This is a genomic window from Flavobacterium sp. HBTb2-11-1, assembly GCF_009826975.1.
In the GTDB taxonomy this organism is placed as follows: Bacteria; Bacteroidota; Bacteroidia; order Flavobacteriales; family Flavobacteriaceae; genus Flavobacterium.
The window spans coordinates 222,850-237,971 of record NZ_WUMO01000004.1 but is presented as its reverse complement, the minus strand read 5'-3'; the positions used below and the strand labels follow the sequence as shown (position 1 = coordinate 237,971).

The following is a 15,122-nucleotide window of genomic DNA, read 5'->3' as shown; positions in this document are numbered from 1 at the left end:
TTTAAAGAATTAAATTCTAAGTAGATTTATTGCAGCTAACCAAATACCACATCGCCTATGCAAAAAAACTACCTCATCTTATTTTTAGTATTTACATTTTATTCTTGCAAAAAGACCGCTTCTCCGCCTCCATTGCCACAAGTAAATTCATTTTACAAATCGGTAATTACAGCAGATGATCGAAAAACAATTACACCAGAAGAAGCTAGAACATATCATGTAAATAAAACGTATCAATACGAATACAGAACAGGAAATTCTGGGAATTACGAGTATAATTATGATGTAAAAGGAATAAGCAGCAGAGGCGATTCAGTTTGTGGAAATATTAACGTTCAGGGTAAATATGGCGCTGGAATTTTAACGAGCGATACAGTTGCTGAAGTTGAAATTAATACTGAATGGATCTCGTACGGAAAATTAAAAGCTACCGATAAACAAGGAAATGAATACCATTTAATTGTTAAATAAAAAATATAGCATGAAATATACTCTAGTGTTACTTTTTGTTTTTGCAAGTTCTTTTCGGCCACCAGAAACAAAAGTGTTTATTTGCGGTTCTACCGGCGCAAAAAAATATCATTATCATGAAAATTGCCGCGGTTTAAGATCCTGCAGTCATGAAATAGTCAAAACATCACTTAAACAAGCTCAAGGTCTAGGTTTGACACTATGCGGATGGGAAGATTAAATACCTTCCCATTTTCACATTTAATTATTTGATAATAATCACTTTACACTAATTTCACATTAGTTTTTTTAATTTGATATAAAACTAATCGTTATGAAATTCTTTAATCTAAAATTCCTGGTATCATTCAAAGAATGGCTTTTTTTAAGAGCAATGCAATCTTCTTTCCTGCATTAATAAACCATTATAAATAAAGGAAAGCACTATTGAATGAATAAAATTGAAAGCTCATTTTTGAACAGAAACCAATTTGGTGAAGATTTCTTGTGGGGTGTTTCTACCGCCGCTTTCCAAATTGAAGGGGCACATGATGCCGACGGAAAAGGTACTTCTATCTGGGATGTTTTTACTTCTCAAAAAGGAAAAATCAAAAACGGACATCATGCCTTAACAGCTTGTGATTTTTACAACTGCTATGAAGACGATATTAGTTTAATCAAGGAACTAAACATTCCGAATTTTAGATTCTCTATCAGCTGGCCCAGAATTATGCCGACAGGCATTCATCCTATCAATCAAGCAGGCATCGATTATTACAATAAAATTATAGATTCTCTGCTGTCATCTGGAATAAAACCTTGGATAACGCTTTATCATTGGGATTTACCGCACGATTTGGAGGTAAAAGGAGGCTGGACAAATAGAGATTCTGTATCTTGGTTTAAAGAATATGTTGAAGTCTGCGTGCAATATTTTGGCGATCGTGTCAAAAACTGGATGGTTATCAACGAACCTTCTGTGTTTACTGGAGCGGGTTACTTTTTAGGCATTCACGCGCCTGGCAAAAAAGGAATCACCAATTATCTAAAAGCCATGCATCATGTTACTCTGGCCACTTCAGCTGGAGCTAAAATAGTTCGCGAACGAATTCCGAATGCCAATATCGGAACTACATTTTCATGCACGCATATTGAACCTGCAACTGAAAGCTCAAAAGATGTTGAAGCCGCAAAACGTGTTGACACTTTATTAAACAGAACTTTTATAGAACCCATTTTAGGATTAGGTTATCCGCAGAAAGATCTTCCGGTTCTTAAAAAATTGAATAATTATATCCTTGAAGACGATTTAAACAATCTCAATTTCGATTTTGATTTCATCGGATTACAGTGTTACACACGAGAGGTTGTAAAATCTTCTATCTTAACTCCGTACATTGGCGCTGAACTAGTAAGTGCCGAAAAAAGGAATGTAATTTCGACAGAAATGGGCTGGGAAGTTTATCCGCCTGCCATGTATCATATCCTTAAAAAATTTAATGAATATAAGGGAATCAAAAAAATAATTATCACCGAAAACGGAGCCGCTTTTCCAGACACCGTTCAAAACGGAAAAGTACACGATATAAAGCGAACTCATTTTATTCAGGACAATTTAGAACAAATTTTAAAAGCCAAAAGTGAGGGGCTAAATGTCGACGGCTATTTTGTTTGGACTTTAACCGACAATTTTGAGTGGGCTGAAGGTTATAATGCCCGATTTGGTTTGATTCACGTTGATTTTGAAACCCAAAAAAGAACTATAAAAAACTCTGGATTGTGGTTTAAGGATTTTCTATCCTAACTTTTTTGGTTTTTTCGCAAAGTACGCTAAGTATTTTTAAGCAACTTTCAGTTAAAACAAAGTTCGCAAAGCGATATAAATTGCTTTGCGAACTTTGCGTATCCCGATAGCTCGGGATTGTACTCTTTGCAGTTAAAAACTAGCCCCAAAATCATTAAGACTTATATTTATAATTCTGCTTTAAGATTCCAACATGGATTTTTCCATTAGTTTTTAAGTTAGTTATAATCCTAATAAATTTCTCTTCGGGATATTTGACATCAAAACTAAAGGTTGTATCTTTTGTTTTAACCTGAAGCAGGTGTTTTCCGTCACCAGATACCGACAATCCTACTGTTTCATAAGTAGGGAGTTCTTCTGTCGCTTTCAAATTAATCTCTTTCACTTTTTCTTTATCCAGAAATACTTCTAGTTTTAAGTTGTCCAATTTCATATTGGTTGGCTGTTCAAACGAGACAACATATTTTTTACAGCTGACAGCGCATAAAACAATAAATAGTATGAGGAGCTTTTTCATAAAGGAATTTTAAACTGATTGTTATTAAAAATCAAAATCGTTTTTTAGTGTTTTATAAATATAAATAATTTTATTTCAATCCGGCTGCAAAAACAAATTTTACATTTTTCTGAGATATAGAATTACTAAAAAAAGTACAAAAAAATTATCCCAAAAAAAGGAAAAAAAGAGCTGAAAAATCTGTTATTTCATTGAATTCCATTAGGTTTATCAATATTTTTTTCTTATATTTATAGTATAAAAAACAGTAAATATATGCCGAAAAACAAACTTTTTAAACGCCAAAATTACACTTCAAAAATTATTCTTTTCTATCTCTTCAAGCATTTTACTTTTCAAAATGCATTTAAATTTCTTTCCGAAATTGTATCTCTCAATTTTTTTTCTGCACCAAATATAAGCATGCAGAAGATATCAGAGCAACTGCTCCAACTGCAATCGTAATTATTTTGCGCGGATATATTTTCTGAGCCACTTTTTTAGAAAATAGATCTTTAAAATTCAGCATAAGATTTCTCTTTTTGGGAACTTCTTTAGACTCTTGATTTTCATTTTTCAACAAAACAGTTTTTTCTATGCCACTACCATCAATTTCAGCAGTTACATTCTCAATGACATTCTTAATTTGTTTGGCTTCTTCAATTCTACATTTTTCGTTGAATTTTTTAAAAGGGCGTGGTTGAAAATCGACTATTACTGCTGCAAGATTTATGGCATCAATATTTGATGGATCTGTTTCGCCCTTAAAGAAAGTTTCAATAGGCCTAAACTTATCTTTTTGATTTTTAAACTTATTCTTTTGAGTATAGTCAAAATCTACGCACAGTAAATTCCTAAAAACTTTTAAATCATCTTGAGTCGGGTTGTCTTCAAAGATAAGCCAGCATAAATCGCGGAGTTTTCCGCGTGAAGGGTGGTATAGGAAGTCAAAATACTCTCCCTCTTTTTCGATCTCGTATTTAATTTTAATCGCCTTTTTATATTCTTCTAATGTATTGTTCATCTTGCCTTTTTTAAGAACTTCTTTTGACTCCTTTTATTTCCATTTTTAACCAAAACTTTTTTATATGCCTTTATTTCCGACTTCTGCAATTAAACCTTTACCAGCAATTCAATTTTTGTTCCAAATCTATATTATTTCTATAATTTTTTTTAGCTATTCCCAACCAACTTTTTACCGACAAATTGCATCTATTACAATAGAGATTTGTATTAAAATTAAATAATTCAAACTAGACTTTTAAGCTTTTTTCTGGGAATTTCTGGGAATCTCAGGAAAACGCAGGAATTCCGGGAATCCCTTTCCAGATAAGGCCTGGAAGCTCCTTTACTTTGCATCAAGAAATTAGTTCAGGTTTTGTCTGCAGACTAAAACAATAATGAAAACCAGTTCTAATTAAGAGTGTAAAAAACTGTAAGACCAAGTTTATTCGGGAAGTATAAATAACGTCTTACTGTTCTACACACTTCACTTCCCAAAACCAATGTTGGTATTGCCCTAAAGCCTCTGGATTATTCCGGACCGCAATACCTATGTCTAATTTCTTAAAAATAAACAAAATGAAAAAACTAATACTATTTATCGCTTTTGCGTTATTGTTCACGATATTTTCTTGTACTCCTGATGAGTATGAGACTACACCAAAAAAGAAAATCGAAAAAACAGATGGTCACGCTGGTGATGATATACCTGATGGTCCTGGAGATAAACCAGGAGGGGGAGGAACAATTCCACCTCCTGCTCCATGATAAAAAAATATTTTTGGTGTCAAATTAATTACTATTTTCGGGGAAAGTAAATTTAAATGTTACGATCCCCGTTTTTTTATTTCATTACATTACTTTTTCTTTTTTCCTGCGAAGAAAAAAAGACCATTAATCCTAAAACTAAATCTATACGAAAAGAGGCTTATGCTTTGCGTGATAAAGCAATTGAAAACTACGGAAAACAAAATTTCAATACTGCTTTTTATGATTTCAATAAGTCAAAGAAACTATATGAAACTTTAAAAGATAGTGCCAATATTGGATATATCCTTATCCAAACCTCAATGATTCAACAAATTAATGGAGATTATTACGGTAGTAAAGAGACCCTAACCGAAGCATTGCATTATGTTAAGAAAAACAGTATTTATGCTGCTAACATTAAGACTAATCTTGGTATCGCCGATAAAGAGCTTTCTCTTTACGATGATGCCATTTATTACTATAAACTAGCGGCAAATGAATATTCAGACCCTCTCTTAAAACAAGCTCCCATACAAAATATTGCTGCTGTTTATATTCAACAAAAAAAATATGACGAAGCAATCCCCATCTTAGATTCTCTTTTACAATCTCTTTCAAGTAAAGATTTAAAAGATAAAGCCACACCCAATGACAAATCTATACTACTCGATAATTTGGGTTACGCTTACTTTAAAAATGGATTAGAAAATAAAGGGCTTCATTTAATGAATGAAGGTTTAAAAATTAGAATTGATACTAAGGACACCTATGGGAGCATTGAAAGCTACCTCCACCTCGCTGATTATTATTCTAAAAAAGACAAAAAAATATCAGATGAAAACGCTCTGTTAGCTTATAAAGTTGCTACAAAGCTTAACAGTATTGATGAAAGATTAGAAGCCCTGCAAATATTAATCTCAAACGATAATACTCATAACACCCCTAGATACACTCAACAGTACTTTACACTAAACGACAGTATCATTAAGGTCCGAAACAATTTTAAAAATAAGTCAGCCAAAATTAAATATGATGCTAAAAAGGAAAAAGACGAAAACGAAAAACTTCGTTTAGAAAAGGCTAAAAATCAATTATCACTTCAAAGAGCCAAATACCTTCGAATTGTGTTTGCAATTGTGTTTGTATTTTTAGTTATTCTGATATTAATTTTAATACGTTATTACAAGAATAAAAATAAGGCCATAGAATTTAAAACTTCGTACAATACCGAAACGCGAATTGCTAAAAAAATCCACGATGAGTTGGCTAACGATGTTTTTCAAGTTATCGCTTTTGCTGAATCTCAGCCGTTATATGCAGAAAACACCAAAGAGAATCTGCTTCAAAAATTAGATGATATTTACAGCCGTGTAAGGGGAATTTCTAGAGAAAATAATAGTATCGATACTGGCGCAAATTTTACCCGCAGCATCAGAGAAATGCTATCTGCTTATAATACACGAGAAAGAAACATTATGGTAACCAATTTAGAAGACATAAATTGGGAAAACATTGACGATATAAAAAAGATCACCATCAGTCGAATTTTACAGGAACTAATGGTAAATATGAAAAAACATAGCAATGCAAGTCTTGTGGTTATACGATTTGAAAGCGACCAAAAATCAATTTTTGTAAACTATATGGACAACGGGATAGGCTGCGAAAAAAGCATAATTGTGAAAAATGGCCTTCAAAACATGGCAAATCGTATTCTTGCTGTTAACGGTACGTTTGATATTGAGACAGAACCAGACAAAGGATTTAAAGTAAAAATATCTATGCCAGAACAAACGCAGATTAAAGTAAAAGAAAAGTTCGCATATTAATAAAAAAGCCTTTCAGAATTAATCCGAGAGACTTCTTTCTTCAAAAACAACAAATATTATAACCTCATCTTAGCTTATAATGTTCCATTTAAAACAGCCACCGCCTCTTTCCAGTTATTTACTCGCAAATGGTGTGTCTTGTTTATATTATGAAATGCAGTAAACATGATTGGCTTACCCATACAGTAATCTAAATTTTTGCAGTGGTCATCTATAAGATAATCGGTATTGATGATTCTTTTGCTCCCACATAAAACTATATTCTCCCATTTTATAAAAGGGAAATGCTCGCCAAGCCAAGCTACTTTTTCGGCAAGGGAGATTGGAAATTCTGTAGCTGCCGAAACAATAAAAATTTCAAAATTCTTTTGGAGTTCTTGCAAACTTTCGACTGCATCTGGCATTACTGGCAGGTTTCTAAAAAAGTTTCCCTTATTTAAAATTCCGTGCAAAAGCGGTCTTTCTTTAAAAGCTTCTTCTTCACTTAATCCTTGAATTCCCTCTTTCGTAAGGTTCATTCCGTATTCTTTATTGTACTCTTCAATCAATTGGGATTCTATATCGGCTAGCACCCCATCCATATCAACTGCAATGGTTTTCTTTCTCATGATAATTTTATTTTGCGGTAAAATTATGCAAAAATTGCAAAATATTGCAATTTTTAACTTATTTTTGCAATATAAAACCGCAATTAAAATGAAAAAGGAAGAACGACAAAAGACAATTTTAGAATATCTATCTAAAGAACACCGTGTTAGCTCTGTAGAATTAAGCGAATATCTGAGTGTTTCAGAAGATACGATCCGACGCGATTTAAAAGAACTTTCAGATCAAGGACTTTTAAAAGCGGTTCGCGGTGGTGCAGTTGCTCCTTCTCCAATTCCGCTTCATTATAGAAAAAGAGAAAAACACGATATCGAAAACAAAAAAATTATTGCCCAGAAAGCCATTTCGTATTTAAAAGACGGACAAGTTGTTTTTATTGATGGAGGAACTACTTCTTTGGCTTTGGTTGCCAGCTTTCCTTACGACTTAAAATTGACGGTTATTACCAATAGTTTTCCTGTTGCTTCGTTAGTCGAAGACTTACCTAATATCGATTTAATTTTTGCTGGCGGAAAAATGTGCAAGACTTCTTTTGCAACTTCGAGTATTGAAACAATTGATTTCTTTAGGAATTTTAGAGCAGACATCTTTATTTTAGGAATCTGCAGTATTCATCATGAGCGCGGTATTACGGGAATTTTATACGACGATTCTGTGCTTAAAAAAAATATGATAAAGAATTCGAACTTTGTTATCGCTTTAAGTTCTATCGAAAAAGTTGAAACTGCCGAATCTTATTTTGTCTGCCCAATACAAGACATCGATGTTTTGGTAACCAATGTTTCTCCAGATGAGGAAATTTTAAAGCCGTATAAAAATACTGGTTTGACTATTCTTTAATTTCATAACTTTGATCTAGACAATGAATTAACATTAATCTAGCGCAATGGAATTCCAGTATTTTTTGCCATCAGAAATTCTGAAACCTTACATAAAACATTATTATATTTTCGAATCAGATTCTGATATCGAATTTCAAGATACTGTATTTCCGAGTGGTGAAATGGAAATGATTTTTAACCTCGGCGATGGCATTTGGGAATCATTGATTGATGAAAAATTTCATAAAACACCCAAAATTGAATTGTGGGGACAAATAACTAAACCGCTTGCCATAAAATCAAAAGGCAGACACACTATGTTGGGCATTCGGTTTTATACGCATTCTGCGGCTTACTTTTTTAATGATGAAGTCGGAATTTTTAACGATCAGATTTTAGATTTAGAAGATGTTATTGGTAAGCCTATAACAACACTTCATTTACAGCTTTTGGAAACTCCACAAATTCAAAAGCGAATTGAACTTATCGAATCATTTTTAATCAAGAAATTGATAATGAATGATAACAAGTCGCAAAAAATTCAAAAAGTGGCTCATATACTTTCGAGTTTAGTCCAAAATCCATTAGGAAGCGACATCAATACTATTGCGGCCAAATACGGAATGACACCTCGTTATCTTCATAAACTGGTTTTTCAGCACACAGGTCTTGCCCCAAAATCATTTAATAAAATCATACGTTTTCAGCGCAGTTTAAAACTGATTTCCAACAAGGATTCCGCATTAACTTCAGTTGCTTACGATTCTGGTTACTTTGACCAATCACATTTTATAAGAGATTTTAAAGCTTTTACGGGAACTACGCCTACTTCTTACCTAGAAAATCTATCTCCAATAAATAATTTGATTATTTAAGGAAATGTATAGTATTTACAAACACTACTTCTCAGAATCTTAGCAACTCAGAATCTCAGTAACTTAAAAAGAAACTGTTCCGATTTGTACAATTTTAAAGTTTTCAGACGTAATACCTTTGATTAAAATAATATCAATTTATTCTTTTAATTAAAAACAAACGTTATGAAAAATTATGTTCTTGGTACAATCTTAAAACTAATTGTATTTGCCATAGTATTAAACAGCTGTAATTTGACATCAAAAAAAGAAACAGCCAATTTAGACGAAGCAAAAAAAGCAATTCAAGAAAGCAATGCGATTTATTTTGATTCATTTAAAAATAATAATCCGTCTATTTTCATAGATTGCTATGCCGACGATGCTTCAATATTACTTCCCAATGCACCTCAAATTTATGGAAAAGAAGACGTCGCCAAATTTTTCAGAAAAGCTTATGATGAATACGGCTTAAGAGGCGGTAAATTTATTACGACAGCAGTTTATGGCGATGGCGTAGAATATGTGACCGAAGAAGGCTTGTGGCAGTCCTTAAACTCAAAAGGCGAACTTATGGATGATGGTAAGTTTCTTGTCCTTTGGAAAAAAACTCCTAAAGGCTGGAAAATGTTTAGAGATTCTTTTAGCAGTAATCGTGAAGCCAAATAAAACGCGCATTTAAAGACAAAGCCTTTCAGAATTTTACTTTCTGAAAGGCTTTTATTTATAAAAGTGTTTATAATTATTCTGAAACACCGCTTTCTAGTATGCTAAATGTTTTGTTTTGACAATCTATTTCTGCTAATACTCCAAACGGAAGGGTAAATGTAGGACACGTATGGCCAAAATCCATTTCGGTAATAATGGCGAGATCAGTCAAATTTTCTTCTTTCATGATTTTTAAAATCTCATCATTGTATTCTTTAGCATATTTAGAATCGTAAGGTCGTCCTAAAATAATTCCCTTTAAGCGACTTAAAATTCCTTGCGCGGCATAATTTCTTAGCCAATATCTTAACGTGCTTGATTCAGCCATATTTTCAGAAGTTTCCAAAAACAAAATGCAGTCATTCCATTCCTCTGCAGATGGCCAAAATTCGGTTCCTTTCAAAAATTCCAAAACGTCCAAACAGCCTCCAATTAATTTCCCGTGAACTTTCCCTTTTCCCTGCAAAAAATTCCATCCATCAGATGCTGTTAGTTTTCTTTTTGTATTGGATAATGATGCATCAAACCAATCCAGATATTCTGATGTCCAGCCTTCGTTATTTGGCATAATTTCTCCAACTGGTTGTGAAGTAAATAATGTTCTTTTAATATCCTGAATCTGATAATCATGCATGCCGCAATTCTCAGCAAATCCAACCAAAAGCGAAGTACCGTAAAAAGAAGTCAATCCTGCCTTTAAGCAAGCAAAATGTGTAATTGTTGAGTCAGAAAAACCTAAAAATATTTTCGGATTCTTTGCCATAATATCCAAATCTAAAAAAGGCAGGATTCGCACACTCTCTTCTCCTCCAATATTACTAATTATAGCCTTAACAGATGGGTCTAAAAATGCTTCCATTAAATCTTCTGCACGAGCTTTTGGATTATTATAAATCCAATCAGCAGGCTTTAACGCATTTTTAGTTTCCACAACTTCCAATCCGAATACTTCCTGAAGCTGTTTCTTTCCATATTCATATCGGTGAGGCAATTCTCCTGCACCTCCCCAAGAAAGTGATATAGTGGCAACTTTATCTCCTTTTTTTAGTGCTTTTGGTTTAATAAGATTTTTCATAAAACAACTTTTGAAATGCAAATATACAGAAGTAAAACCTTTCTGTTTTGAACAAAAAAGCCTTTCAGAATTTTACTTCCGAAAGGCATTTCTTCTACAAATTAATTGGCAAAATTATTTCCATCCGCCGCCCAAGTCTCTGTAAACATGGACTGCAGCATTTAATTGTTCTTTTTTAGTATCAATTAATTCTAGTTTAGCTTCTAATGCATCTCTTTGTGTCATTAAAACTTCGAAATAATCTACTCTAGCCGATTTAAACAAATCGTTTGAAACATCAATAGAAGTATTTAAAGCGTCAACTTGTTTCGATTTAAGATCGTAACCTTTTTGAAGATTCTCAATCTTAGACATCTGATTTGACACTTCTAAATAGGCATTCAAAACTGTACGATCGTAGTTGTACAAAGCCTGAAGCTGTCTTGCATTTGCACTTGCAAACTCCGCTTTAATTGCATTTCTATTAATCAAAGGAGCTACAAGATCTCCTGCTAATGAATATAAAAGCGATTCGGGCATGGTGAACAAATAAGAAGGTTTAAAAGCATTTACTCCAATTGCAGCCGTGATATCCAAAGAAGGATAAAACTCTGCACGCGCCACTTTTACATCTAGTTTTGCAGCAACCAATTCCAATTCTGCCTGCTTAATATCAGGACGATTCTGTAACAGTTGAGAAGGAATTCCAGAACTCACGGCAGCTGGCAACAAACTTAAGAAGTTAGTGCTGGTCGTTCTTTTTATTTCCTGAGGATATCTACCTAACAAAAAGTTGATTTTGTTTTCAGTCTCTTTTATTTGTTGTAAAATATCAAACTCCATACTTTGGGAAGTTAGAACCTCTGCTTCAAATTTCTTAACTCCCAATTCTGTTGCTCTTGCCGCTTGTTTTTGAACTTTTACAATTTCTAAAGCATTCGTCTGCAATTTGATAGTCTGTTTAACAATATCCAATTGATTGTCTAGAGCCAATAATTCATAATAAGAATCAGCCACTTCTGCGATGAGGTTGGTAATTACAAAATTTTTACCTTCCACTGTAGCTAAGTATCTGTTTAAAGCTGCTTTTTTAGAATTACGCAATTTTTTCCAGATATCTACTTCCCAATTTGCATAAGCTACAATGGTAAAATCTCCCAGCGGGTCTGGCGTTTCTACTCCTGGTTTGATTTCTGTTGTAGCATCACCTGCACCTTGGCTAGTATATCTACCCACTTTTTCTACTCCTGCTCCCGCACGTAAACCTGCTGTTGGCAATAAAAGCCCTTTTTTTACACGGATATCATTCTTTGCAATTTCGATTTCCTGTAAAGTGATATTCAGTTCCTGATTATTTTTGAGTGCAACATCAATTAAATCTATAAGATTTTGATCTTTAAAATAATCTCTCCAGTTTAATGCTGCTGTGTTGTTGTTTGCATCCTGCGTTTGAGCTGTTGCGCCAAACGATTCAGGAACTGGCGTACTTGTCGTAACTGCTGCCTCAGGTGCAGGGGTTTTACACCCTGCAACTGCCAGACATACAGCTAATGCAATACTATATTGATATGATTTAACTTTATACATGATTGTTATCAATTTCTTCTGTTAATGGATTTTCTTCTTCATGTTTTACCAATTTGTATTTTTCTGCAATTTTGGCAAAAATGAAATACAAGCCCGGAATTACAAATACACCGCAAATAGTTCCGATAAGCATACCTCCAGCGGCTGCGGTACCAATTGTTCGGTTACCTATTTTTCCCGGACCAGTTGCAAAAGCAAGTGGCAATAAACCTGCAATAAAGGCAAAAGATGTCATTAAGATTGGACGGAACCTTGCTTTTGCTCCTTCCATTGCTGATTGTAAAACTGATAATCCTGCAGCATGTCTCTGTATCGCAAATTCGACGATCAATACCGCATTTTTACCCAATAAACCAATCAGCATTACCATCGCAACCTGAGCGTAAATATTATTTTCCAATCCTGTTAATTTCAATAAAAGGAAAGCTCCAAAAATACCTGCTGGCAATGAAAGAATTACTGACAATGGCAGAATGAAACTTTCATATTGCGCCGCCAATACCAAGTAAACGAATCCTAAACAGATTAAGAATACCCAAATAGCTTGATTACCTTGCGCTACCTCATCGGCAGAAATACCTGCCCAGTCAATGTCATATCCTCTTGGCAATTTTTCGGCAGCTACTCTTTGAATTACTTTAATCGCTGTACCAGAACTATAACCTTGGGCAGGCGAACCGCTGATTTGTGTTGACGTGTACATATTGTGACGTGTAATTTCTGAAAGTCCATATACTTTTTCTAATTTCATAAAAGCAGAATAAGGCACCATTTCATCACGATCGTTTTTCACATACAATTTCAAGATATCATCTGGCTGTGCACGATATTCTGGTGAAGCTTGAACAATTACTTTATAGTTGATACCAAACTTAATAAAACTGATTTCGTAGTTACTCCCCACAAGAGTTGACAACGTATTCATGGCATTTTCGATAGAAACCCCTTTTTGCTGGGCTAAGTCATTATCGACTTTCATCATGTACTGAGGGAAACTAGAGCTATAAAAACTAAATACGTTTGATAATTCTGGCTGTTTGTTTAATTCAGCAACGAACTCATTATTAACCTGCTCCATTCTCTTATAATCAACAGAACCGGTTTTATCTAATAAACGAAGCTCAAATCCTCCGGCAGCACCATATCCTGGTACAGCAGGCGGTTGGAAGAACTCGATATTAGCACCTGTAATATCTTTACATTTTTCCTCCATTTCGTGCATAATCTCCAAAACAGATTCTTTTCTATCGCTCCAGTCTTTCAAGTTAACCAAGCACGTTCCTGAGTTGGCACCTGTACCTTCAGAAAGAATCTCGTAACCTGCTAATGAAGAAACCGATTTTACTCCGTCAATATCTTCTGCAATTTTCTGAACTCTCTCTGCAATATTATTCGTTCTTTCTAAAGATGAACCTGGAGGAGTCTGAATTACGGCATAAAACATTCCCTGATCCTCATTCGGAATAAATCCCGAAGGGACTGAACTGCTTATTAAAAATGTCCCAATACAGAACCCTAAAAGCGCAACAATAGTAACTACTCTTCTATCAACAATTTTCCCTAATAAATTTTGATATTTTCCTTGTGCTAAATTGAATTTTTCGTTGAAAGCATCAATAAATCTATTGGCAGGCGTTGGTTTTTTAGGTTGTCCATGATTATTTTTCAGCATCATTGCACAAAGCGCAGGTGTCAATGTCAAAGCTACGATACCAGAAAGAATAATCGCAGTTGCCATAGTTACAGAAAACTGTCTGTAAAAAACTCCAACGGGACCAGACATAAACGCAACTGGAATAAATACCGCAGCCATTAAGAATGTGATGGCAACAATTGCCCCTGCGATTTCATGCATAGCTTGTTTTGTTGCTTTAAATGGTGAGAGATGCTCCTCTTCCATCTTGGCGTGAACAGCCTCAATAACCACAATCGCATCATCGACGACGACTCCAATTGCTAACACTAATGCAAATAATGTAATTAAGTTCAATGAAATATCGAAGAAAGTCATGAACACAAAAGTCCCTACTAACGATACTGGTACTGCAATTGCCGGAATTACCGTAGAACGCCAGTCTCCTAGGAAAAGGAAAACGACCAAACCTACCAGAATAAATGCTTCAACAAGCGTATGGATTACTTTTTCAATAGAAGCATCAAGGAATTTAGAAACGTCATATGAAATTTCATAATCCATTCCTTTTGGAAATCTTTGTTTGATTTTTTCCAATTTTGCTTTAACCTCTTCAATAACCTGATTCGCGTTACTTCCAAAAGATTGTTTCAATACAATCGCTGCCGATGGTCTTCCATTCAAATTAGAATAGATGTCATACATTGAGCTTCCAAATTCAACTTTGGCAATATCTTTAAGACGTAAAAGTTCTCCATTTGGATTTGCTTTTACTACAATATTCTCATATTGCTCTTTTGTTGTAAAACGCCCAGAATATTTCAATACATATTCAAACGCTTGAGAACGTTTACCTGAACTTTCTCCCGTTTTACCTGGAGAAGCCTCCAAACTCTGACTTGATAATGCTTCCATTACTTCATCAGCAGAAATTTTATAGGCCAACATACGGTCTGGTTTTAGCCAGATACGCATTGCATATTCACGTGTTCCTAAGATATCTCCAGAACCAATACCGTTTACCCTTTTCAGCTCAGAAAGTACGTTGATATCGGCATAGTTGTATAAGAACTTCATGTCAGTATTTTTGTCTGTACTGTAAAGGTTCACGTACATCAACATACTTGGCACTTCTCGAGTAATCTTGATACCCTCACGAATTACCAAAGGAGGAAGTTTATTGGTAACAGAAGCCACACGGTTCTGTACGTTGATTGCTGCTTGGTTAGGATCTGTTCCTAAGTTAAAAACCACTTTAATTGTAGCTTCACCGTCGTTTCCTGCATCAGAAGCCATATATTTCATTCCAGGAACCCCATTTAAGGCTCTTTCCAGAGGAATAACAACCGCCTTAACCATCAATTCACCATTAGATCCCGGATAATCTGCTGTAACGTTCACCATTGGAGGTGAAATTGTAGGGAATTGTGTAATTGGTAAATTTAAAACCGACAACACCCCTAAAAAGACAATAATCAACGATATTACTATCGACAGAACAGGTCTTTGTATAAATTTATTAAACATT

The 15,122-nt window shown here is 34.4% G+C and carries 13 protein-coding genes; 7 read left to right on the top strand and 6 right to left on the bottom strand.

Annotation, left to right across the window (positions count from 1 at the left end):
- Window positions 1-57 precede the first annotated feature (57 nt).
- Together GR162_RS10510 and GR162_RS10505 are read left to right on the top strand one after the other, a co-directional pair.
- On the top strand, window positions 58-471 hold the full coding sequence (locus tag GR162_RS10510) for a hypothetical protein (RefSeq protein ID WP_160782111.1): 414 nt from the start codon (window positions 58-60) through the stop codon (window positions 469-471).
- A gap of 430 nt (window positions 472-901) precedes the next feature.
- Window positions 902-2,254, top strand: coding sequence for a GH1 family beta-glucosidase (locus tag GR162_RS10505; RefSeq protein WP_160782110.1), 1,353 nt, complete (start codon window positions 902-904; stop codon window positions 2,252-2,254).
- 154 nt (window positions 2,255-2,408) lie between these two features.
- Here the strand turns inward: GR162_RS10505 and GR162_RS10500 are convergent, their stop codons facing one another.
- Window positions 2,409-2,771, bottom strand: coding sequence for a hypothetical protein (locus GR162_RS10500; RefSeq protein ID WP_160782109.1), 363 nt, complete (start codon window positions 2,769-2,771; stop codon window positions 2,409-2,411).
- 373 nt (window positions 2,772-3,144) lie between these two features.
- Entirely contained in the window at window positions 3,145-3,774 is a 630-nt protein-coding gene (locus GR162_RS10495; RefSeq protein ID WP_160782108.1) for a hypothetical protein, read from the bottom strand.
- Between the two features lie 557 nt (window positions 3,775-4,331).
- Here GR162_RS10495 and GR162_RS10490 point away from each other — a divergent pair.
- Together GR162_RS10490 and GR162_RS10485 are read left to right on the top strand one after the other, a co-directional pair.
- Complete coding sequence (locus GR162_RS10490) at window positions 4,332-4,520, top strand: hypothetical protein (protein ID WP_160782107.1); 189 nt, start codon at window positions 4,332-4,334, stop codon at window positions 4,518-4,520.
- 56 nt (window positions 4,521-4,576) lie between these two features.
- Window positions 4,577-6,331 (top strand): ATP-binding protein, encoded by a 1,755-nt coding sequence (locus GR162_RS10485; protein ID WP_160782106.1) that lies wholly within the window; start codon window positions 4,577-4,579, stop codon window positions 6,329-6,331.
- 74 nt (window positions 6,332-6,405) lie between these two features.
- On the opposite strand, the gene GR162_RS10480 is transcribed toward GR162_RS10485, so the two are convergent.
- Complete coding sequence (locus GR162_RS10480; protein ID WP_160782105.1) at window positions 6,406-6,939, bottom strand: 5'(3')-deoxyribonucleotidase; 534 nt, start codon at window positions 6,937-6,939, stop codon at window positions 6,406-6,408.
- Window positions 6,940-7,027: 88 nt separating this feature from the next.
- Here GR162_RS10480 and GR162_RS10475 point away from each other — a divergent pair, with 88 nt between their 5' ends.
- From GR162_RS10475 to GR162_RS10465, 3 genes are all read left to right on the top strand, one after another.
- Window positions 7,028-7,777: a DeoR/GlpR family DNA-binding transcription regulator gene (locus tag GR162_RS10475; protein ID WP_237421349.1), complete on the top strand. Its 750-nt coding sequence runs from the start codon at window positions 7,028-7,030 to the stop codon at window positions 7,775-7,777.
- Between the two features lie 46 nt (window positions 7,778-7,823).
- Window positions 7,824-8,633 (top strand): helix-turn-helix domain-containing protein, encoded by an 810-nt coding sequence (locus tag GR162_RS10470; protein WP_160782103.1) that lies wholly within the window; start codon window positions 7,824-7,826, stop codon window positions 8,631-8,633.
- Between the two features lie 165 nt (window positions 8,634-8,798).
- Window positions 8,799-9,281 (top strand): DUF4440 domain-containing protein, encoded by a 483-nt coding sequence (locus GR162_RS10465; protein WP_160782102.1) that lies wholly within the window; start codon window positions 8,799-8,801, stop codon window positions 9,279-9,281.
- Window positions 9,282-9,354: 73 nt separating this feature from the next.
- On the opposite strand, the gene GR162_RS10460 is transcribed toward GR162_RS10465, so the two are convergent.
- The 3 genes from GR162_RS10460 to GR162_RS10450 all read right to left on the bottom strand — a co-directional run bounded on the left by GR162_RS10460 (window position 9,355) and on the right by GR162_RS10450 (window position 15,121).
- Entirely contained in the window at window positions 9,355-10,395 is a 1,041-nt protein-coding gene (locus GR162_RS10460) for a S66 peptidase family protein (protein ID WP_160782101.1), read from the bottom strand.
- A gap of 114 nt (window positions 10,396-10,509) precedes the next feature.
- Window positions 10,510-11,961, bottom strand: coding sequence for a TolC family protein (locus tag GR162_RS10455; RefSeq protein ID WP_160782100.1), 1,452 nt, complete (start codon window positions 11,959-11,961; stop codon window positions 10,510-10,512).
- A complete protein-coding gene (locus tag GR162_RS10450; RefSeq protein WP_160782099.1) occupies window positions 11,954-15,121 on the bottom strand; it encodes an efflux RND transporter permease subunit in 3,168 nt (1,055 codons plus the stop codon). Before GR162_RS10450 ends, GR162_RS10455 begins: the two co-directional genes overlap by 8 nt.
- Window position 15,122: the final 1 nt, after the last annotated feature.